18 protein-coding genes and 1 pseudogene are annotated in these 19,989 nt (G+C 67.5%); 14 read left to right on the forward strand and 5 right to left on the reverse strand.

The window, feature by feature from the left end; genetic code table 11:
- Nucleotides 1–175: 175 nt before the first annotated feature.
- Both N7422_RS04130 and N7422_RS04135 read left to right on the forward strand, forming a co-directional pair.
- Nucleotides 176–550 (forward strand): hypothetical protein, encoded by a 375-nt coding sequence (locus N7422_RS04130; protein ID WP_279805391.1) that lies wholly within the window; start codon nucleotides 176–178, stop codon nucleotides 548–550.
- 121 nt (nucleotides 551–671) lie between these two features.
- Complete coding sequence (locus N7422_RS04135) at nucleotides 672–1,010, forward strand: hypothetical protein (protein ID WP_279805392.1); 339 nt, start codon at nucleotides 672–674, stop codon at nucleotides 1,008–1,010.
- Nucleotides 1,011–1,069: 59 nt separating this feature from the next.
- Here the strand turns inward: N7422_RS04135 and N7422_RS04140 are convergent, their stop codons facing one another.
- Nucleotides 1,070–1,984 carry a LysR substrate-binding domain-containing protein gene (locus N7422_RS04140; protein WP_279805393.1) on the reverse strand — a complete coding sequence of 305 codons (915 nt, stop codon included), beginning with the start codon at nucleotides 1,982–1,984 and terminating at the stop codon, nucleotides 1,070–1,072.
- A gap of 112 nt (nucleotides 1,985–2,096) precedes the next feature.
- On the opposite strand from N7422_RS04140, the gene phnD reads away from it, so the two are divergent.
- The 6 genes and pseudogenes from phnD to N7422_RS04170 all read left to right on the forward strand — a co-directional run bounded on the left by phnD (nucleotide 2,097) and on the right by N7422_RS04170 (nucleotide 7,043).
- Nucleotides 2,097–2,966, forward strand: coding sequence for a phosphonate ABC transporter substrate-binding protein (gene phnD / locus N7422_RS04145; RefSeq protein WP_279805394.1), 870 nt, complete (start codon nucleotides 2,097–2,099; stop codon nucleotides 2,964–2,966).
- Nucleotides 2,963–3,757 (forward strand): phosphonate ABC transporter ATP-binding protein, encoded by a 795-nt coding sequence (gene phnC, locus N7422_RS04150; protein ID WP_279805395.1) that lies wholly within the window; start codon nucleotides 2,963–2,965, stop codon nucleotides 3,755–3,757. The genes phnD and phnC overlap by 4 nt, the downstream gene beginning before the upstream one ends.
- A 2-nt stretch (nucleotides 3,758–3,759) precedes the next feature.
- Nucleotides 3,760–4,578, forward strand: coding sequence for a phosphonate ABC transporter, permease protein PhnE (gene phnE / locus N7422_RS04155; RefSeq protein ID WP_279805396.1), 819 nt, complete (start codon nucleotides 3,760–3,762; stop codon nucleotides 4,576–4,578).
- Nucleotides 4,579–4,766: 188 nt separating this feature from the next.
- Nucleotides 4,767–5,873 carry an iron-containing alcohol dehydrogenase PsrA gene (gene psrA, locus N7422_RS04160; RefSeq protein WP_279805450.1) on the forward strand — a complete coding sequence of 369 codons (1,107 nt, stop codon included), beginning with the start codon at nucleotides 4,767–4,769 and terminating at the stop codon, nucleotides 5,871–5,873.
- A 102-nt stretch (nucleotides 5,874–5,975) separates the two neighbouring features.
- Nucleotides 5,976–6,536, forward strand: a pseudogene (locus tag N7422_RS04165) (HD domain-containing protein); the annotation flags it as partial.
- 6 nt (nucleotides 6,537–6,542) lie between these two features.
- The gene (locus N7422_RS04170; RefSeq protein WP_279805451.1) at nucleotides 6,543–7,043 is read left to right on the forward strand and encodes an N-acetyltransferase; all 501 of its coding nucleotides are present in this window, start codon (nucleotides 6,543–6,545) and stop codon (nucleotides 7,041–7,043) included.
- 112 nt (nucleotides 7,044–7,155) lie between these two features.
- On the opposite strand, the gene N7422_RS04175 is transcribed toward N7422_RS04170, so the two are convergent.
- The gene (locus N7422_RS04175) at nucleotides 7,156–8,388 is read right to left on the reverse strand and encodes a DUF1835 domain-containing protein (RefSeq protein ID WP_279805397.1); all 1,233 of its coding nucleotides are present in this window, start codon (nucleotides 8,386–8,388) and stop codon (nucleotides 7,156–7,158) included.
- A gap of 223 nt (nucleotides 8,389–8,611) precedes the next feature.
- Here N7422_RS04175 and glsB point away from each other — a divergent pair, with 223 nt between their 5' ends.
- Nucleotides 8,612–9,529 carry a glutaminase B gene (gene glsB / locus N7422_RS04180; RefSeq protein ID WP_279805398.1) on the forward strand — a complete coding sequence of 306 codons (918 nt, stop codon included), beginning with the start codon at nucleotides 8,612–8,614 and terminating at the stop codon, nucleotides 9,527–9,529.
- On the opposite strand, the gene N7422_RS04185 is transcribed toward glsB, so the two are convergent.
- The 3 genes from N7422_RS04185 to N7422_RS04195 form a co-directional block, all read right to left on the reverse strand.
- Nucleotides 9,412–10,800, reverse strand: coding sequence for an MFS transporter (locus N7422_RS04185; RefSeq protein ID WP_279805399.1), 1,389 nt, complete (start codon nucleotides 10,798–10,800; stop codon nucleotides 9,412–9,414). The two genes, glsB and N7422_RS04185, sit on opposite strands and share 118 nt — an antisense overlap.
- Before the next feature lie 28 nt (nucleotides 10,801–10,828).
- Entirely contained in the window at nucleotides 10,829–11,899 is a 1,071-nt protein-coding gene (locus tag N7422_RS04190; protein WP_279805400.1) for a C45 family autoproteolytic acyltransferase/hydolase, read from the reverse strand.
- 100 nt (nucleotides 11,900–11,999) lie between these two features.
- Nucleotides 12,000–12,917 (reverse strand): LysR family transcriptional regulator, encoded by a 918-nt coding sequence (locus tag N7422_RS04195; protein WP_279805401.1) that lies wholly within the window; start codon nucleotides 12,915–12,917, stop codon nucleotides 12,000–12,002.
- A gap of 225 nt (nucleotides 12,918–13,142) precedes the next feature.
- On the opposite strand from N7422_RS04195, the gene N7422_RS04200 reads away from it, so the two are divergent.
- From N7422_RS04200 to N7422_RS04220, 5 genes are all read left to right on the forward strand, one after another.
- Nucleotides 13,143–14,864 carry an amidohydrolase gene (locus tag N7422_RS04200; protein WP_279805402.1) on the forward strand — a complete coding sequence of 574 codons (1,722 nt, stop codon included), beginning with the start codon at nucleotides 13,143–13,145 and terminating at the stop codon, nucleotides 14,862–14,864.
- 138 nt (nucleotides 14,865–15,002) lie between these two features.
- Nucleotides 15,003–15,461: a GNAT family N-acetyltransferase gene (locus tag N7422_RS04205; protein WP_279805403.1), complete on the forward strand. Its 459-nt coding sequence runs from the start codon at nucleotides 15,003–15,005 to the stop codon at nucleotides 15,459–15,461.
- A 152-nt stretch (nucleotides 15,462–15,613) separates the two neighbouring features.
- Nucleotides 15,614–17,116, forward strand: coding sequence for a glycine betaine/L-proline transporter ProP (gene proP, locus N7422_RS04210; protein WP_279805404.1), 1,503 nt, complete (start codon nucleotides 15,614–15,616; stop codon nucleotides 17,114–17,116).
- Nucleotides 17,117–17,280: 164 nt separating this feature from the next.
- Nucleotides 17,281–17,736 carry a 2Fe-2S iron-sulfur cluster-binding protein gene (locus N7422_RS04215; protein WP_279805405.1) on the forward strand — a complete coding sequence of 152 codons (456 nt, stop codon included), beginning with the start codon at nucleotides 17,281–17,283 and terminating at the stop codon, nucleotides 17,734–17,736.
- On the forward strand, nucleotides 17,736–19,982 hold the full coding sequence (locus N7422_RS04220) for a molybdopterin cofactor-binding domain-containing protein (RefSeq protein WP_279805406.1): 2,247 nt from the start codon (nucleotides 17,736–17,738) through the stop codon (nucleotides 19,980–19,982). Before N7422_RS04215 ends, N7422_RS04220 begins: the two co-directional genes overlap by 1 nt.
- Nucleotides 19,983–19,989 lie beyond the last annotated feature (7 nt).

Genomic DNA, 19,989 nt, shown 5'->3' on the forward strand with positions numbered 1-19,989 from the left:
CCTGGGCGTCAGCCCGGGAGCAATGGTTGCGCGGACAAGGACTTGCAGGACGACCTGCGGCCTGTCGCCTGCCAGAACTTTTTCCGCTTGGGCGGTCTATTGGTCAGCGCGCCAGGACGACGGCGTGCCACCGTGTCACCACCGGCCCAATCGCCATTCAGAGGTTGCCCCCACCATGAAACTTCCTGCCCCACGCCTGCTGATCATCGGCCTGCTCGCGCTCGCGACGGTGGGTCCGGCTTCGGCTGCGCAGATGAAGACCAGCAGCCCGGCATCCACTCCCGCGCCCAAGGTCGCGGCGATCGACACCCCGTGGCCAAGCCTGGCCGGCGAACAGACCGGGCCATTGCTGGCCCATGACGACCGCTACCGTCACGACGGGCGCTGGCATGACCGTCGGGACGACTGGCGCCGGGAACAGTGGCGCCGCGAACAATGGCGCAGGGAACAGCATCGGCGGGCGATGGAACGGCAACGGTACTGGGAGCGTCATCATGACCGCGCGCTGCATCACCGCTATGATGACGACCGCCGCTACTATCGCCGCTAAGCCCCGAACGAGGAACAAAGGTGCCACGGGTTTCACGAGAAGCCCGGCGACGCCTCTTGTGTTGATCGGTAAAAGGCACGACAGTAGCCCACTGTCACTGCCATGAAACGGAGATTCGCCCTTGACTACCGATCGCCTGAGCCTGCTGCAATTCGAGCATCTCAGCCTGAGCCCCGCGGCCGTCGAACAGTTTTCCATCGCACTGGAGGCGCTCCTGCGCCTCTCGCTCTCCGAGAGCATCACCCACCACGTGGCTCACTATCTGGGCGACCTGGCCGAAGCGCAAGACGCCCGGCAGTTGGCTGAGGCCGTGGGCCTGGGCATCGGGTTCATCTGGGAGCTTCGAGCCGCCCACACCATCAAGGCGTCCCAGGAGAAGGCACTGCTGGAGGTCTTCAGAGAGTCCCGCGAGCGCGCCATCGCACTGGCTGAAAGGAACGCCTCCCCTCGCCGTCCATGACCCTTGCGCCCTTCTTCCCCTTGCAGTAGCAGGGCGAACAATGAGATAGCCAGGCGCCATCAAGTCGAGAGAACCGAGTCCGATCTCATCGCCCGACCACGGCCCTTCCCTTCCTGCCATTCGTTCAGACAGCGCTGGAACGAAGCGATGACCTGACTCCCCCGGCGCTCGGCCAGGTAATAGATAAAGGTCTCGGTGAACACCGGATCATGCTCGATGCGAACGACCTTCAGCCGTGGATCGGCAATGTACTCCGCCTCGGAAACCGCGCCGATGCCGATCCCCCGAATCGCCGCCTCCCGCAACGCTTCGCGGCTGCCGATTTCCATGGCGATACGTGGCGTCACCTGGGCGCTTTCCAAGGCTCGCTCCAACGCCAGTCGCGTGGTCGAGCCCTGCTCTCGCCGCAGCAGCGGCTGCCCCTGCAGTGCCTGCAAGGGCACGACGTCATGGCGCGCGAACGGGTGGTCGAGACGCGCGAACAGGATCACCGGATGCCTTGCATACCGTTCGCAGACAAAGGCCGGATCATCGTGCAATCCCGCCAGAACGCCGATATCGGTGACATAACTCTGCAGATCCGCAAGCACCGATGCCGAATTGCCCACCCGGATCGACACGTCGATCTGCGGATACGCCTGGCGATAGCGATCGACCATCTCGATCACATGGAACGGCCCCACCGCACCGATCTTCAGTTGACCACGATTGAGCTTGCCGGAGTCGCGCAGCAAGTTGGCGGCCTCGGACTCGAGCATGGACATCTGCTGGGCGATGGGCAGCAGCGCCCTGCCCACGGCGGTCAGCTCGATACGCCGCCCCCGCCGATGGAAAAGCTCGATATTGAACTCGCGCTCCAGCCCCTGGATCTGGTTGGTGGCGGTCGGCTGGCTGAGGCCGATGGCCCTGGCCCCGGCGCTGAAGCTGGCGTGCCGGGCGACGGCGAGAAAAGTGCGCAGGCGAGCGCTGGACATCCATAGATCCTTTGAATGGTTTGCTGGCGAAACCCATATTGAATTGATGGCGTGACTGTCACATGACAGCCCTAGTTTTGGAGTCACCGACAACAACCCTTCCGGTAACGCCATGACTTCGTTCTCACGCCTGTTCCGCCTTGCCCGCCTTGCCGTACTGCCGTTGCTGCTTGCCCCCACCGCGCAGGCGCAGCAGACACTGACCGTCGGCCTGATCCCGTCCGAAGACTCCCAGGCCATGATCAAGAGCAGCCAGCAGGTGCTCGACCAGTTGCAGGAACGCCTGGGGATGCCGGTCAAGCCGTTCGTCGCCACGGACTACAACGGTGTGATCGAGGCGCTGCGCGCCGGCAAGCTGGACGTTGCCTACCTAGGTCCGTTCTCGTACGTGTTGGCCAACCAGGTTGCCGGCGCCCAGGCGTTTGCCGTGGCCGTGACGAAAAAGACCAGCAGCAGCGCCTACCACAGCCTGATCATCGCCCGTCGCGACAGTGGCATCCGGGGCCTCGACGACCTCAAGGGGCGCACCTTCGCGTTCGTCGACCCCAGCTCCGCCTCGGGCCACCTGTTCCCCAAGGCCGGCCTGGAACAATCCGGCCACGACCCCAAGGCCCTGTTCTCCCGGGTGATATTCTCCGGCTCGCATGATGCCAGCATCCTCGCCGTGGCCAACCGCAAGGTGGATGCCGCAGCCGTGGCCGACCGTATCCTCGCCAGCGCCATCAACAATGGTCAGGTGAAGCAGGAGGACTTCCAGGTGGTCTGGTCCTCGCCGGACATCCCCGAGTCGCCCATGGTCTGGCGCAGCAACCTCGACCCCGAGCTGCAGGGCAGGCTGCGCGCCGCCTTCGCCGCGATCAAGGATGTGCCATGGGGCGACCAGGGCATGCTCGACGGTTTTCAACCCACCCGCGACGCCGCCTACGATGTGGTTCGCGACACCGCCAGGGTCCTCGATCTCGACCTGCGGAGCCTGAAATGATCCGCGTCGAGCAACTGACCAAGGGCTACGCCGACAACCCGGTGCTGCGCGGCATCGATCTGCAGGTCCAGGCCGGCGAGTTCGTGGTGATTCTCGGGCAGTCCGGCGCCGGCAAGTCCACGCTGCTGCGCTGCATGAACCGCCTGGCCAAGGCCGACGGCGGTCGGCTGGAGCTGGCCGGGGTCGATGCCATGTGTGCCCGCGACCAGCGCGAGCTGCGCCGACGGGTGGCGATGATCTTCCAGCATCACAACGTGGTGCCACGCCTGTCGGTGCTGAAGAACGTGCTCACCGGCCGCCTGGGCCACAGCGCCACGCTGCCGTCTTTGCTGCAACTGTTCAGCCGCGACGACGTGGCCCTGGCCCACGACTGCCTGCGCCGGGTGGCGCTGGAGCACAAGGCCGAGGCGCGCACCGACGCACTCTCCGGAGGGCAGATGCAGCGCGTCGGCATCGCCCGGGCGCTGGCCCAGCGTCCCCAGGTGATCCTCGCCGACGAGCCGGTGGCCAGCCTGGACCCGCAGACCGCGCACCGGGTGATGCACTACCTGCGCGAAGCGACCCACACGTTAGGCATCACCGTGGTCTGCAACCTGCATCAGGTGGAACTGGCGCGAAAGTTCGGTGATCGCATCGTCGGCCTGGCCAGCGGTCGCCTGGTCTTCGACGGCCGCCCCGATCAACTGGACGATGCCGCCCTGCGGCGCATCTACCCCGACACGCCCGCCAGTGAACCGCCAGCGCCCATGGCTGTCGCCCGCCCGCCCCTCGCCACCGGCACAGGAGCCTGACCATGTCCCTTCGAAACCATCAATGGCTGGTGAAAACCCCAACCAGCACACGCGGCTGGCTGAGCACCTGCGCCCTGGTCCTGGCCGTGCTCTGCGTGCTGCACTGGAGCGCCGACGGCGCGCAACTGAGCTGGAGCGAACTGGCCAGCGGCCTGCCACAGATCGGCGATTTCCTCGGTCGCTCGCTGCCGCCGGACCTGAGCATCCTGCCGAGCCTCTGGCGTCCGGCACTGGAGACCCTGCAGATCGCCCTTTGGGGCACCTTGCTAGGGATCATCCTGGCCGTCCCCCTGGGTTTTCTCGCCGCACGCAACCTGCACGGCAACCGCTGGCTCTACCAAGGCACCCGCCAACTGCTCAACATGATCCGCAGCATCAACGAACTCATCCTCGCGCTGGTGTTCGTGTCGGCGGTGGGGCTGGGCCCGTTCCCAGGCGTGCTGGCCCTGGCTCTGCACGGGGTGGGCATGCTCGGCAAATTCTTTGCCGAAAGCATCGAGGAGATCGACCAGGGCCCGATCGAAGCCTTGCAGGCCACCGGTGCACGGCCTCTGCAGGTGATCGCCTTCGGCGTGCTGCCGCAGGTGATCACCGCCTGGATTGCCGTGGTGCTCTACCGCTTCGAAGTCAACCTGCGCTCGGCCACGGTGCTAGGCATGGTCGGCGCCGGCGGCCTGGGCTTCGAGCTGGTCAGCAGCCTCAAGCTGTTCAAGTACCAGGAAACCGCGACCTGCATCCTGGTCATCACCCTGATGGTGGTGCTCGCCGACCTGCTCTCGAACCGCTTGCGCCACCGCATTCAGGGCGCCAGCCGCCACTGATTTTCTGTTCGCTTGCCTGCCGTGCACGCCCCGGCGTGCGCGACGGGCCACTCATGCCCGGAGTCAGCGCAATGCCCGACATCGAAGTCATCGGCCAGGCCGAAACCTGCCTGCGATCGATCGGTTGCCACCAAACCCGCCAGCCGCCGAACCTGGCCGCCCGCCCCGCACACATCAAGGAACCGTTCATGCCCGCCTGTTTCCACAACCCGGTCACCACCGTATTCGGCGGTGGCAGCCTCGACCGCGTCGCCCAGTTCTGCCCAGGCAAGGTCGCCTTGGTGACCTTCCCCGAAGCCTCGTCACTCGGCCTGGTGGCGCGGGTGCGCAGCCTGCTTGGCGAGCGTCTGGTCGAGGTGATCGACAACGTGCAACCCAACCCCGATGTCGCCTGGCTGCGTGGTGCATACGAGAGATTCTGGGCCGAACACGACGATTGCCAGACCGTCCTCGCTCTGGGTGGCGGCAGCGCCATCGATACCGCCAAGGCCTTGATCGTCGGCACCACCAGCGGCCGCTTCGACGAGCTGCTGGAGCTTCTGGCCAGCGGCAAACCTTTCACCCCGGGGCGCCGCAAGACCCTCGTCGCCGCCCCGACCACCGCCGGCACTGGCAGCGAAGTCACGCCCTGGGCCACCTTGTGGGACGCCGCCGGGCAACGCAAATACTCCCTGCACCTGGACTGCACCTGGCCGAGCGTGGCGCTGGTCGACCCGGACCTGATGCTCAGCGTGCCTGCCGGGGTGACCGTGTCCACCGGGCTGGACGCCTTGTCCCATGCGCTGGAGTCGATCTGGAACCACAACGCCAACCCACTTTCCGACACCTTCGCCGTGTCCGCCATCGAAGACATCCTCGACTGCCTGCCGCGCCTGCGCCAGGACCTGAACAACCGCGACCTGCGCGCGCGCATGGCCCTGGCCGCGCTCAAGGCCGGCATGGCGTTCTCCAATACCAAGACCGCCCTGGCTCACTCTATCTCCTACGAGATGACGCTGCGCCACGGCCTGCCCCACGGCATCGCCTGCTCGTTCACCCTGCCGCTGGTCCTGGGCCTGGCCTGGGGCCGTGACGTCGGGCGCGACCAGACCTTGCAGAAGGTCTTCGGCAACGACCTGCGCGTCGCCCAGCAACGCCTGCGCGACTTCCTCCAGCGCCTTGGGGTGAAGACCGAGTTCGAGGACTACGGTGTGACACGCGCCGAAGCCTGCGCGATGATCGACCTCGCCATGCAGGGTGCCCGCGGCCGCAACTTCATCGGCTCGCACGCCGGCGCCAGCGAACAGGGCTGCTGAAGCGCACCGCGAACTGCAGTTCCACGAGAGCCTCTGGGCGAGTACGGTTATCATCTGTTCGTCTTGCAGACTGCTGAACCCGAATCCGGACATGGAGTCACCATGAACATCGAAAAACTGCAGAACCGCCTCGCCTTCCTGCGCCAGGCCGAACAACTCAAGAGCGTGATCCGCAGCGCCCACACCTCCACCGGCCGCGCCGAAAGCACCGCCGAGCACACCTGGCGGCTGTGCCTGATGGCCATCACCTTCGCCGACGAACTGGGCGAGCTCGACCTGCTCAAGGTCCTGAAGATGTGCCTGGTCCACGATCTGGGCGAGGCCATCCACGGCGACGTGCCCGCCGTCAGCAAGCAGGGCTTCCCCGACAAGAGCCAGCAGGAGCGCGAAGACCTGTTGCAGCTGATGGCGTCGCTGGACACTCCACTGCGCGACGAGATCATGGCGCTGTGGGAAGACTACGAAGCCGCGACCTCTCCCGAAGCGCAGGCGGTCAAGGCGCTCGACAAGCTGGAAACCCTGCTGCAGCACAACCAGGGCCGCAATCCGGCCGGCTTCGACTATGCCTTCAACCTGAGCTACGGCAAGCGCTACACCGCCGCCACGCCACTGTTCGAGGCGCTGCGCGCGCTGATCGACGCCGACACCCGGAAGAACCTCAACAACGGCATCACCCTGCGCAGCGAACACGCCCAAGACGCCGACGCCATCACGCGCCTGACAGAGGCCGCGTTCGCCCATGCCGAACACAGCAGCCACACCGAGCAGTTCATCGTCACGGCCTTGCGCCGGGCGGGGCAGCTCACGGTCTCGCTGGTGGCCATGGAAGGCGGCGCCCTCGTCGGCCATGTGGCGATCTCCCCGGTGACGCTGTCATCCGGGGCTGACGGCTGGTTCGGCCTGGGACCGGTCTCGGTGGCGCCTCAGCGCCAGGGCCGGGGCATCGGCTCGGCGCTGGTCAACGCCGCGCTGGCCCGGCTGCATGAGCTGGGTGGCCAAGGCTGCGTGGTGCTGGGCGATCCGGGCTACTACGGCCGCTTCGGCTTCAAGGCCCATCCAGGCCTGAGCCTGCCCGGCGTGCCCGCCGAGTACTTCCAGGCACTGGCCTTCGCTGGCGATGTGCCGCAAGGCACGGTGCAGTACCACGCGGCGTTCGAGGCCACGCAATAGCCGCGCCAGTGCCTTGCCACGCGTGGCGCCGGCTACGCCGGTGTTCGCGGCTAAAGCCGCTCCCACACCGACCGCGCCAGCCTCGCGCCGTACACCCTCCTGTGGGAGCGGATCACCGACGTTGCCACACCTGCCCTTGCGCGCTGACCACCCACGGCGCGTGCCCGGCGTCGATGCGCACACCACCGACCCAGCGCTCGGCAGGCGCCTGGTCCAGCCAGTTCACCTGCCCCGCCAGCACCTGCTCGCCCAGCGCGGTCAAACGCAGCGGGCGCTGCCACCAGTGCTCGCCGGGACCTTCGTGCAGCAGGGGGCGTGGCGTGTCGATCAATGGCCGCAGCAGCACATGGAACATCAGGTCGCCCAGGTAAGGCAGCGGCTCCTCGCGCGCCATCAGTTCACTGAACACGCGTCCGGCCGGCAACTCGCCATGCCGGGCCAGGACACGCAAGGTCAGGCGCTCGGTCAGGCTCAGGCCGTCATCGGCCCCCGGCAACTCCTGCAATTGCCGGGCGAGCGCCGCGCCAAGCAGCGGCAGCGCCTCGTGGCGGCACGCGGCAAGCGCGGCCCAGGCCGTCGGCTCAGGCGCGGTATAGGCGGCCCAGGCCTGGCGCGCCAGCACCAGGGCATCCTCGCCGAGGCTGCGGCGTTGCGGCCACAGCCAGGCCAGCAGATCAGGCGCGAGCTGGCCGATACCGACGAAACGCTCGACGCCCGGCACCCGCTCGACCTCGACCAGTTCCAGGCGCCTGGGCAGCGCAGTCAGGCTGGCCAGCACGCGAACGAGGAACAGCTGGTCATAGGCGTCCGCCTCGCACCACAGCACCATCTCACTGTCGCCACTCAACTGCGCCAGTGCCGTGCGTTGGCGCGCCTGACGCTGGGCCAGGTCGACAGGGTCGAGCTTGAACACCCGCTGCACGTAGGCGGTGCGGATACGCCAGTAGTCATCTTCCGGCAGGGCCGGCACAGGGCCCATCACCATGGGATCGTCGAACATCCAGAATGCCCCGGAGAATCCGGCGATGCGCAGGCTGTGCTCGATGTCGCTGCCACAGCGCCAGTGCTGCACCTGCGCCTGATCATCGGCGGCGAAACCCGGATGGCGGGCGGCGAAGGCCACCGCGTCGGCATGCGCCTTGAGCTTCGGCCAGCTGGCGAAGCCGGCCTGGCGGGCCACCAGCCACTGGGTATCGGCCAGGCGGTAGTCCGGGCCGGGCAGGCCCAGGGCGTGCAGTTGCGCACGGGTGTCGGGGTCCAGTGCCTTGAGCAGACGCTTGGCGCGCTTGCGCAGCGCAGGCAAGTCGAGAAGGCCGTGGTGGCGGGATGCATCGATGGCGGGCATGCCAACTCCTTGTGGGGCTCGGTCCGCCGACAAGCCGGGAGCTGGTATGGAATGAGGTGTTCAGAGCCTGGGGAACCCCTTCGCGCGGACCGCGGGCGCAGCGAACGCCTGGGGCAGACTCTAGCGGGACACGGGCCTGGATGCAATCGATGTGCTCCAGCGCCTGTGGCCATCGTCTACCTGGACGTTTAGAACGCGCCTTTCCTTCGTACCAGGTTCCCCGATGCAAGCACTTCTGCAAGAGATCCTCGATCACGTCCGCCCCCTGCTCGGCCAGGGCCAGGTGGCGCAATACATCCCCGCCCTCGCCCAGGTCGATCCCGACCAGCTGGGCATCGCCGTGCAGAGCCTGGACGGGCAGCTGCACTGCGCCGGCGACGCGCGCACGCCGTTCTCGATCCAGAGCATCTCCAAGGTGTTCAGCCTGGTGCAGGCGATCAACCACAGCGGCGAGGACATCTGGTCGCGGCTGGGTTACGAGCCGTCGGGCCAGGCCTTCAACTCGCTGGTGCAGCTGGAGGTGGAGAAAGGCCGGCCACGCAACCCGTTCATCAATGCCGGCGCCCTGGTGATCTGCGACATCAACCAGTCGCGCTACGCCACCCCGTCCCTGTCGATGCGCGACTTCGTCCGCCGTCTGGCGGCCAATCCGCGCATCGTCAGCGATGCCGTGGTGGCCGAATCCGAATATCAGCACCGCGCGCGCAACGCGGCGATGGCCTACCTGATGCAGGCCTTCGGCAACTTCCACAACGATGTCGACGCGGTGCTACGCAGCTACTTCCACCACTGCGCGCTGTCGATGAGCTGCGTGGACGTGGCCCGCGGCTTCGCCTTCCTGGCCAACAGCGGCTACTGCCCGCACAGCGGCGAGCAGGTGCTCAGCCCGCGCCAGGCGCAGCAGGTGAACGCGATCATGGCCACCAGCGGGCTGTACGACGAGGCCGGCAACTTCGCCTACCGGGTCGGCCTGCCGGGCAAGAGCGGCGTGGGCGGCGGCATCGTCGCGGTGGTGCCGGGGCGCTACAGCATCTGCGTGTGGTCGCCGGCGCTGAACGCCTCGGGCAACTCGCTGGCAGGGTTGCGGGCGCTGGAGTTGTTGAGCGAGCGGATCACCGGGTCGGTGTTCTCGGCGGTGTGATCCCCGTCGATCTGCGCCATGTCCAGGCGCGCCGTTTCCTCGAGCCCCAGTGAGCAGCCTGCCACCAGCGCCAGCGCGGCGGCTCCGTACAGCGCCACGCCGAGGGGATCGTGTTCGGTGAGAATGAGGATCGCCGTGGCGATGCTCGATGCCGTTCCCCCACCCAGGGCCGCGCCGATCTGGTAGCTGGCCGAGATCCCCGAATAACGCATGGCCCGCGGGAACTGCTCGCCGAGGAACGCCGGGATCGGCCCCTGGGTCGCCCCCATCAACGCGCCGGTCAGGCTGTAGGCGACCAGGGCGATGGCGAAATGGCGCATGTCCACCAGGGCGAAGAAGGCGAACAGCCCCAGCGCCATGACCAGCGCCCCGAACACCATCACCGGGCGGCGGCCCAGGCGGTCCGACAGGTGGCCGAACAGCGGTGCCGACAGCACGATGGCCAGCGACAGGGCCAGGTCGAACATCAGCGCCTGGGTACTGCCGTAGCCCACCTGGGTGGCGTAGGTCAGGAAAAAAGTGCTGCCGATATAGGCGATGGTGCAGTAACCGAAGGCGATGCCGGTGCACAGCAGCATTTGTCGTGGCCGTTGACGCAAGGCCTGGGCCAATGGGGCACGCACGGGCTTGACCTTGGGCGTGGCCAGCGGCGCCTTCAGCCGCGCATACAGCCCGATCAGCACCAGACAGCCGCCCAGCCAGAACGGGATGCGCCAGGCGAAGTCCACCAGGTTGTCATCGAACGCGGCGCTGACGATGGCGAAGACCGCCGCGCCGAGAATCCCGCCCACGCCGATGCCCATGCTGGTGAAGCTGCCCCACAGCCCGCGCCGGCCCGGCGGCGCCGACTCGATGCCGAACAGCGCGGCGCCGCCCCACTCGCCCCCGGCGGCGAAGCCCTGGACCAGGCGCAACAGCACCAGCAGCACCGGCGCGGCCACGCCGATGCTGGCATGGCTGGGCAGGCAGCCGATGAGGAAGGTGCTCAGGCCCATCAGCAGCAAGGTGGCGACCAGCACGTTCTGCCGCCCCAGGCGATCGCCGAAGTGACCGAATACCAGTCCACCCAGGGGCCGGGCGAAGAAGCCGGCGCCGAAGGCGCTGAAGGCCACCAGGGTGGCGGTCAGGTGGTCCAGCTCCGGGAAGAACACCTGGGGAAACACCAGCGCGGCGGCGGTGCCGTAGATGATGAAGTCGTAGAACTCCAGGGCCGTGCCCAGGCCGGATACGCAGAAAGTGCGCAAGGCGCAGCGGGAAGGTTGTGCATGCATTGTTGTTGTTCTCGTGATGCGGATGGGCTCAGAAACGTTGGCTGCCGGCCTTGGCCAGTTGCAGGGGCGTGCCGGCCACGTAGTCGAGGAAGCCGTGCTCGGTGTCGATGCCCACGCTCAGCAGCGTCTGCCAACGCTCGGTGTCGGGCAGGGCCAGGTCCGGGTGGAAGCAGATCGGCGCGGCGTCGCCCGCCGCGCCACACATGGCCTCGGCGCGGGCACGCAGGTCGGCGCCGGTCATCTGGCCGATCACCTGCTCCAGGTGAGCCAGCCGGCACTGGGTGTCGGCCCGGTCGGCGACTTGCTCGCCTGCGGCGAGCTGCGGGTCGAGGAAGTGGTTGGTGTGCAGCAACCAGCCATCCTCGCGGGGCAGCACCAGCGCCGTGCGCTCGGGGCTCAGCTCGATGCTCACGGCACGCGGGCTGCGGTCCTCGCGGGAGAACACGGTGAGCACGGTGGAGGCGCTGACCCGCGCCGAACGGGCCAGTTCGATGGCCTCCTCGACACTGCGCGCCTCGTCCAGCAGGCGCCGGGCGATGGCGTGCACCGGCACGCCGCCATCGGCGTTGTCGCTGCGATGGTGAAGGATGTTGAAATGCAGGCCCAGGCCGGCACTGTTGACACCCAGCTTGGCCAGCATGCCGAACTCGCAGAACAGCTTGACCGCAAGGCCGCTGCGGCTGCGCAGGGCCAGCATCAGGCCGTGGGGGCAGAGGCTGTCATGCCAGTCCCAGGTCTGCAGGGTCTGCGGCGCGCGCACCCCACGAGGGGCATGCACGGTGGTGGAGCATTCGCTGTGGCGGCTACGGGCCGCCAGCACCTCGGTGCGGGCGTTGAGGCTCGCCAACTGCCACAGCGGCAGGCCGGCGCCACTGGCCAGGCCGTGGATTTCGTTGGCCAGGTCCGGGCTCCAGGCCTCGAGAGCGGCCAGGCTGTTCTCGCCGATGCGCCGGGCCTCAGCCAGCGTCACGTCGACGCGGGGAAAGAAGTCCAGGTACCGCCCGGTGGTCTGGCGAATCTGCTCGGCGAAGCGCTCGCCGACCTGCTGGCCACGGGCGTGGGGATCGGAAGTTTCGGTAACGAAGGCATGGATCTTCACGGCGGGTTTCCTGATGGGACGCAAGCGGCAAGCCTAGCGGCGAGGACAGGTGCCGATCATCGTCATCCGCCGCACAACTTTTGTGCCCGAAAGGAAAAACTCAGCCGCGCAACCCCTGGCCACGCAGCTGCTCATGCAGCAGGGCGATGAACGCCTGCACCTTGCGCGTATTGCGCCGGTGCGGCAGGTACAGCACGTGTACCCAGGGCCCGAACGCGCTCAATGCCCGCCAGTAATCGGGCATCACTTCCACCAGCTGCCCTTTGGCCAGGTACGGCGCGGCGCACCAGGTGGGGACGAACTGCAGGCCCTGGCCGTCGAGCAGGCAGGCCAGCAGGAAGTCGAAGTTGTCGCTCACCAGCTTCGGCGTGGGCTGACGCACCCGCACCGTCTGGCCCTCGTGCTCGATCCACCAGAAGGCGCGATTGAGCAGCGGGTGGCGCAGCAGCAGCCAGTCGTGCCAGGCGTAGTTGTCGAGGGTGATGGCATCGCCGCGCCGGGCCAGGTAGTCGGGGCTGGCGCAGAGGATCACGCGGTTTTCGATCAAGGGCTGGGCGATCAGCTCGGGCTGGTCGGTGGGGCCGTCGCGCAGCGACAGATCGTAGCCGCCATCGATCAGGTCATCGTTGGCGTCGTTCAGGTTCACTTCGAGGCGAACCTGCGGATGCTCGCGCATGAAGCGGCAGCACACCTGGTTGAGAAAGGCCGGGCCGAACGACGGCGGCGCGGTGATGCGCAGCGTGCCGCGCAGTTCGTGCTGCAACTGCTCCACCTCCTCGGTGACCCGTTGCAGGTGCATCAACGCCTGGCGCGCCCCTTCGAGGTACAGGGTGCCGGCTTCGGTCAGGGCCATGCGCCGGGTGGTGCGTTCGAACAGGCGCACGCCCAGCTCGGCCTCCAGGTGGGCGACCGCCTTGGTGATGGCCGACGGCGTCTTGCCCAGCTGCTCGGCGGCGCGGCTGAAGCTGCCGTGCTCAGCGGCGGCGACGAAGATGGTCAGGGCCGTCATTTTGTCCATGGTTGCTTCCTGGTGGGCACAAGTGGGGCGTGGCGAGTATCCCTGCCTTTAACCGTCAACGACAACCGGGGCGTTGCATCGACTCAGTACCGGAACGGCGTCAGCCGGTGCCCTGCTCCATCGACTCTTTCCCAGACACGAAAAGAGTTGTGCCTGCCGCGCCGTTTAACCTCCGCTCGCGCCTGGCTAGCCTGCCGTGACATCACTCCAAGCACGAGGCATCGAATGAAGCAGCTCCTGAAGATCGCGCTCGGCGCCGGCCTGGCCTGCACCGCCCTGCCCGGCTTCGCCGCCGTGGACCTGATCCTGCACAACGCCAAGGTCTACACCGCCAGGCCAGGACAGCCGTTGCAGCAGGCCGTGGCGGTGGAAGGCGAGAAGATCGTCGCGGTAGGCAGCGACCAGGCCGTGCTGCGGTTGAAGGCCGACGCCACCCGGACCCTCGACCTGGGCGGCAAGGTCCTGATGCCCGGGCTGCTCGACTCTCACGCCCATGCCATCAAGGGCGGCCTGCAACTGGAGCTGGCCGATCTGGCCGGCGAGCAGATTCCCCTGGAACAGCTGGAACAGCGACTGCGTCAGTGGCGTGACGACGGCAGGGCGCGGCGCGGCGAATTCCTCAGCGTCGGCGGCCTGCCGCCGACCTACTGGGACGATATCGCCGCACTGGAGCAACGCTTCAACCAGGGCGAATGGGCGCGCCAACCGATCCTGCTGGCCGCCAACGACATGCACACCGGCTGGGCCAACCGGGCCATGCTCGCCCGGGCCGGAATCGATGCGGCGAAGATCGCCGCGCTGCCGGCCGCGGCCCGCAACACCATCGGCCAGCACCCGGACGGCACGCCCAACGGTTTTCTTGTCGATGCCGGCCTGTATCCGCTCACCGACCTGCTGCCGCCTCTGACTCACGACACCTTGATGACCGCCGGGCGCATGGCCCTGGATCACTACAAGCGCCTGGGCGTCACCGGCTGGATGGACCCGCTGGCCAACGAGCTGCCTGGCGCCGACGTGCACAACGATTCGCTCGGGGTGCTGCCGGTGTACAAGGACCTGGCCCTGCGCGGCGAGCTGACCGCCCATGTCGCAGCGCTGCTGATGGCCGACTCCAGGGCCCGCCCGGCCGACCTGGATGAACTGGACAAGGTACGCCGGCAGTTCCTCGGCGTGCCCAACCTGACCCTGCCCGGCATCAAGGTATTCGCCGACGGCGTCGCCGAGATGCCGGCACAGAGCGCGGCGATGCTCGAGCCCTACAGCAACTCCGGGCAATACGGCGAACTGCTGCTGGACCCTGCGCATTTCGGCGAACTGGTCAGCGCCGCCGATGCCCGCGGCTGGCTGGTGCACGTGCACGCCATCGGCGACCGTGCCGTGCGCGCGGCGCTCGACGGCGTGGCCCAGGCCCGCCGGGATCGCGACAGCGGCATCCCCCACTCGATCACGCACCTGCAGATGGTCAATCCCAGGGAGTACCCGCGCTTCAAGCAGCTGAACGTGATCGCCTCGATGCAGCTGTACTGGGCCAGCGCGGACGACGCCAACCTCGAACTGGTCAAGCCTTATGTCGACGCCATGGCCTTCCTGCATACCTTCCCGGCGCGCTCGCTGCTCGCCCACGGCGCCACCCTCGCCGGCGCCAGCGACTGGCCGATCAGCACGCCCGATCCCTGGCAGGCCATCTACCAGGCGATCAGCCGCTCCGGGCCCAAGGGCGTGCTCAATGCCGCCGAGGCCATCGACCGCGAAACGATGTTCCAGGCCTACACCTTCAACGCGGCGCGGGCCATGCGCCTGGAACGGCAGATCGGCTCGCTCGAGGTGGGCAAGCAGGCCGACATGATCGTGCTCGACCGCGATGTCTTCAGCGTCGCGCCCGAAGCGCTGCGCGATACCCAGGTGCTGCAGACGTGGTTCGCCGGAAAACGCATCTACGTGCGTTGAGCCTGCGCCCGGTGGGAGCGGGCTTGCCTACGATCACCAACAACGCCGGTGCCACGCGCCGCAGTGTATGCTTCACCGCGGCGCGACGCTCCGACAAGCCCACTCCCTCACGCGCCCCTGACCGCCAAGGACATCGTCATGCCCCGCCTGGACTGGTTGAAACATCACATGGCCCACTGCGACACCCTCGCCCAGTGGCTGCACCAGCAGTTCCACTACGAGTATGTGGACGTGCCACTTCGCGCCTGGCAACGCGAATTCGCCGAAGGCCAGCACAACGGTCAATGGCAATGCCTGGTGGCCCTCGACGGCGACCGTCTGCTGGGTAGTGCCGCCCTGACGGCCGATGACCTGCCCGGGCGCAGCGACATCGGCCCCTGGCTGGCATGCGTGTTCGTCGCCCCGCAGGCACGCGGACAAGGCCTGGCACAGCGGCTGGTCGAAGGCATCTGCGACCACGCGCGCAGCAACGGGATCACCAAGCTCTACCTGCATACCCACGACCGCAGCGCCTACTACGCAAAGCGCGGCTGGACACCCATGGAACCGTTCGAGGCCTGGGGTCGCGAGCATTGGCTGATGTCACGTGTGCTCTGACTGACGACTTCACCCCTGTGTCCGGGGCAAGCCCACTCCTGCCCCACACAAATGATTCAGCACGGAATTATTTGGCGCGCCGTTGTATCTGATCCCTTAGACCGGGCTGGCCAAACCATGGCCATGCCCCTCAGCCTCAAGGACAACGGCCCATGAAATCACGCAAGAAATCCGTCAAGCCCATCGGCCTGAAGGACATCACCATCGTCGACGACGCCAAGATGCGCAAGGCCATCACCGCCGCCGCCCTGGGCAACGCCATGGAATGGTTCGACTTCGGCGTCTATGGCTTCGTCGCCTACGCCCTGGGCAAGGTGTTCTTCCCCAACGCCAGCCCCGGCGTGCAGATGATCGCCGCCCTGGCCACCTTCTCCGTGCCCTTCCTGATCCGCCCGCTGGGCGGGCTGTTCTTCGGTGCCCTGGGTGACCGTTACGGCCGCCAGAAAGTACTGGCCGCGACCATCGTGATCATGTCGCTGAGCACCTTCGCCATCGGCCTGATCCCCTCCTACGCCAGCATCGGCATCTGGGCGCCGATCCTGCTGTTGCTGGCGAAGATGGCCCAGGGCTTCTCGGTGGGCGGCGAGTACACCGGCGCCTCGATCTTCGTCGCCGAGTATGCCCCGGATCGCAAGCGCGGCTTCCTCGGCAGTTGGCTGGACTTCGGCTCGATCGCCGGCTTCGTCCTCGGCGCCGGGGTGGTGGTGCTGATCTCGACGATCCTCGGCGAGGAGCAGTTCCTCGAATGGGGCTGGCGCCTGCCGTTCTTCCTGGCCTTGCCGCTGGGGTTGATCGGCCTGTACCTGCGCCATGCGCTGGAAGAGACACCGGCCTTCCAGCAACACGTGGAAAAGCTCGAACAAGGTGACCGCGAAGGCCTGGCCAGCGGCCCGAAGGTGTCGTTCAAGGAAGTCGCGACCCAGCACTGGCGCAGCCTGCTGACCTGCATCGGCGTGGTGATCGCCACCAACGTCACCTACTACATGCTGCTCACCTACATGCCCAGCTACCTCTCGCACAACCTGCACTACAGCGAGGACCATGGTGTGCTGATCATCATCGCGATCATGGTCGGCATGCTGTTCGTGCAGCCGATGATCGGCCTGCTCAGCGACAAGTGGGGGCGCAAGCCGTTCATCATCATCGGCAGCGTCGGCCTGTTCCTGCTGGCCATCCCGGCGTTCATGCTGATCACCAGCGGCAAGCTGGCGGTGATCTTCGCCGGCCTGCTGATCCTCGCCGTGCTGCTGAACTTCTTCATCGGCGTGATGGCCTCGACCCTGCCGGCGATGTTCCCCACCCATATCCGCTACAGCGCCCTGGCCAGCGCCTTCAACATCTCGGTGCTGATCGCCGGCCTGACCCCGACCATCGCCGCCTGGCTGGTGGAGAGCACCGACAACCTGTACATGCCGGCCTACTACCTGATGGTGATCGCCGTGATCGGCCTGCTCACCGGCCTGACCATGAAGGAAACCGCCAACCGTCCGCTGCGCGGCGCCGCTCCGGCGGCTTCCGACATCGAAGAGGCACGCGAGCTGCTGCAGGAGCACCACGACAACATCGAGCAGAAGATCGAGGACATCGACACGCAGATCGCCGAACTCGAGGCCAAGCGCAAGACCCTGGCCCAGCAGCACCCACGCATCGACTGAGCGGCTTGTGAAATCCGCCGGAATGCTTGCCTGATCCTCTGAACCTGCGGGGTGTACCGGTTCCGCACCGGCACCCCTGTGCTAGCGTTTCCGGATTGGGGGGCAACGTACCCCCCGCCTGACAGAACGACGCGACATCAACCGATGATCAGCAGGTGAGCCCGATGGAACTACGCATCAACCAGCAGACCTACCAGGTCGAGGCCGACGCCGACACACCCTTGCTCTGGGTTATCCGCGACGACCTGGGCCTTACCGGCACCAAGTACGGCTGCGGCCTGGCCCAGTGCGGCGCCTGCTCGGTGCTGGTGGACGGCAACGTGGTACGCGCCTGTGTCACTCCGGTGGCCGGCGTGGTCGGCCGTGAAGTCACCACCATCGAAGCGATCGAGACCGACGCGGTGGGCAAGCGTGTGGTGGCGGCCTGGGTCGAGCACCAGGTGGCCCAATGCGGCTATTGCCAGTCCGGCCAGGTGATGGCGGCCACCGCGCTGCTCAAGCACACGCCGAAGCCCAGCGATGCGCAGATCGACGCGGCGATGGTCAACCTGTGCCGCTGCGGCACCTACAACGCCATCCATGCCGCCGTGCACGAACTGGCCCAAGGGGAGAACGCCTGATGAACGCGCGTATCGACACCCCTGACGACCTGCGGCGGCTGCGCAACGGCGAAACCGTCAACCTGTCGCGCCGACGCTTCCTCGCCGGCACCGCCATCGGCGCGCTGGTGCTCGGCTTCGGCCTGCCGCTGGGCTCGGCGCGGGTCCAGGCCGCTGCCGCCAGCGCGCAGCGCGGCACCCTGGTGCCGGCCTTCCTCGAGATCCGCCCGGACGGCAGCGTGCACCTGCTCAGCCCGTTCATGGAGGGCGGGCAAGGCGTCAACACCGCCATGGCGCAGATCGTCGGCGAAGAGCTGGATGCCGACCCGGCCACCTTCGTGGTCGACAGCGCGCCCGCGGGCGAAGCCTACGTGGTGATGGAGAACGGCCTGCGTATCACCGGCGGCAGCATGTCGGTACGCATGAGCTACCCGACCATGCGCCGCCTCGGCGCCCTGGCCCGGGCCATGCTGCTGCAGGCCGGCGCCGAACAGCTGGGCGTGCCGGTCGCCGAACTGAGCACCGAACCTGGCAAGGTGGTGCATGCCGCCTCGGGCCGTTCGCTCGGCTATGGCGAGCTGGCTGGCAAGGCCCTGGATCTGCCGGTGCCGGACCCGGCCAGCGTCACGTTGCGCGACCCCAGCCAGTTCCGCTGGATCGGCAAGCCGGTGCAGCGTCTCGACGCGTACGACAAGTCCATCGGCAAAGCCGTGTACAGCATCGACATCAAGGTCGACGGAATGCTCCACGCCGCCGTGCAGCATGCCCCGCGCCTGGGCATGACCGTCGCGGGCCTGCGCAACGAGGGCCAGGTCAAGGCCATGAAAGGGGTGCACTCGGTGCACCAGTTGCCGGGCGCGGTGGCGGTGGTCGCCGAACGCTGGTGGCATGCCAAGCGGGCGGTGGAGGCGCTGCAGGTGGACTGGCAGGAGCCTGGCGCCGACAGCAAGGTGCGGCCGATGCCCGCCGACTTCTCCAGCGACGGCTGGCGCGAGCACCTGGCCGCTCAGACCGGGCCGAGCCGCGACGAGGAGAACGAAGGCGACGTGGCCAGCGCCCTGGCCGGCGCCAAGAGCACGGTCGAAGCCACCTACCACAACCAGTTCCTCAACCATGCGCAGTTGGAGCCGCCCTCCGCCACCGCCCGCTTCAACCCCGACGGTAGCCTGGAAGTGTGGTTGCCCAACCAGGCGCAGGACATGTTCCGCGACGACATCGCCAAGCGCACCGGGCTGGCCCCGGCGCAGATCACCCTGCATTCGCCGCTGCTCGGTGGCTTCTTTGGCCGGCACTTCCTGTACGACTCGGCCAATCCCTATCCGCAGGCCATCGCCCTGGCCAAGGCCGTGGGCCGCCCGGTGAAGCTGATCTGGAGCCGCGAGGAAGAGTTCCTGCGTGATGCCATGCGCCCCATGGCGGTGGTCAAGTTCCGCGCTGGCCTGGACGACAAAGGCATGCCGGTGGCCATCGAGGCGATCAGCGCCACCGAGGGGCCGACCGAGGCCATCGCCGGCCAGCAGGGTGACAAGGTCGACCCCACCGCGCTGGAAGGCCTGTCGGGCAAGGCCTACGCCATCGCCAACAGGCGCATCGCGCAGATCTACGTCAAAGGCCCGGCCATGCTCGGCTACTGGCGCTCGGTGGGCAACTCGTTGAACGACTTCTTCTACGAGTCGTTCCTCGACGAGCTGGCCGACAAGGGCGGCCACGACCCCTACGAGCTGCGTCTGCAGCTGCTGCGCGACAACCCGCGCCTGACCACCTTGCTGCAGGCGGTGGGCGAGCTGTCCGGCGGCTGGAAACGCGGCCCGTTCAGCGCCGAGGATGGCAGCAAACGGGCGCGTGGCGTGGCCATGGCCTCGCCGTTCGGCTCGGAGGCGGCGGTGATCGCCGAGGTTTCACTGGAGGGCGGCCAGGTCAGGGTGCATGACATCTGGCAGGCCATCGACCCGGGCAGCATCGTCAACCCGGCGATCATCGAGGCCCAGGTCAACGGCGCGGTGTCCCTCGGCCTGTCCCAGGTGCTGCTGGAGGAAGCGGTGTGGCTGAACGGCATGCCACGGGCGCGCAACTACGATCTGTACCCGGTGCTGCCGCCGTCGCGCATGGCCCGGGTGCATGTGCGCATCGTCGAGAGCGGCGCGAAGATGGGCGGCATCGGCGAACCGCCGTTGCCGGCGGTGGCACCCGCGGTGGCCAACGCCGTGGCGCGGCTGACCGGCCAGCGCGTGCGCAGCATGCCCCTGAGCCGCCATACCTTCAGCTGACACGACA

Origin of the sequence: Pseudomonas sp. GD04091, from assembly GCF_029836165.1 — a bacterium.
In the GTDB taxonomy this organism is placed as follows: Bacteria; Pseudomonadota; Gammaproteobacteria; order Pseudomonadales; family Pseudomonadaceae; genus Aquipseudomonas.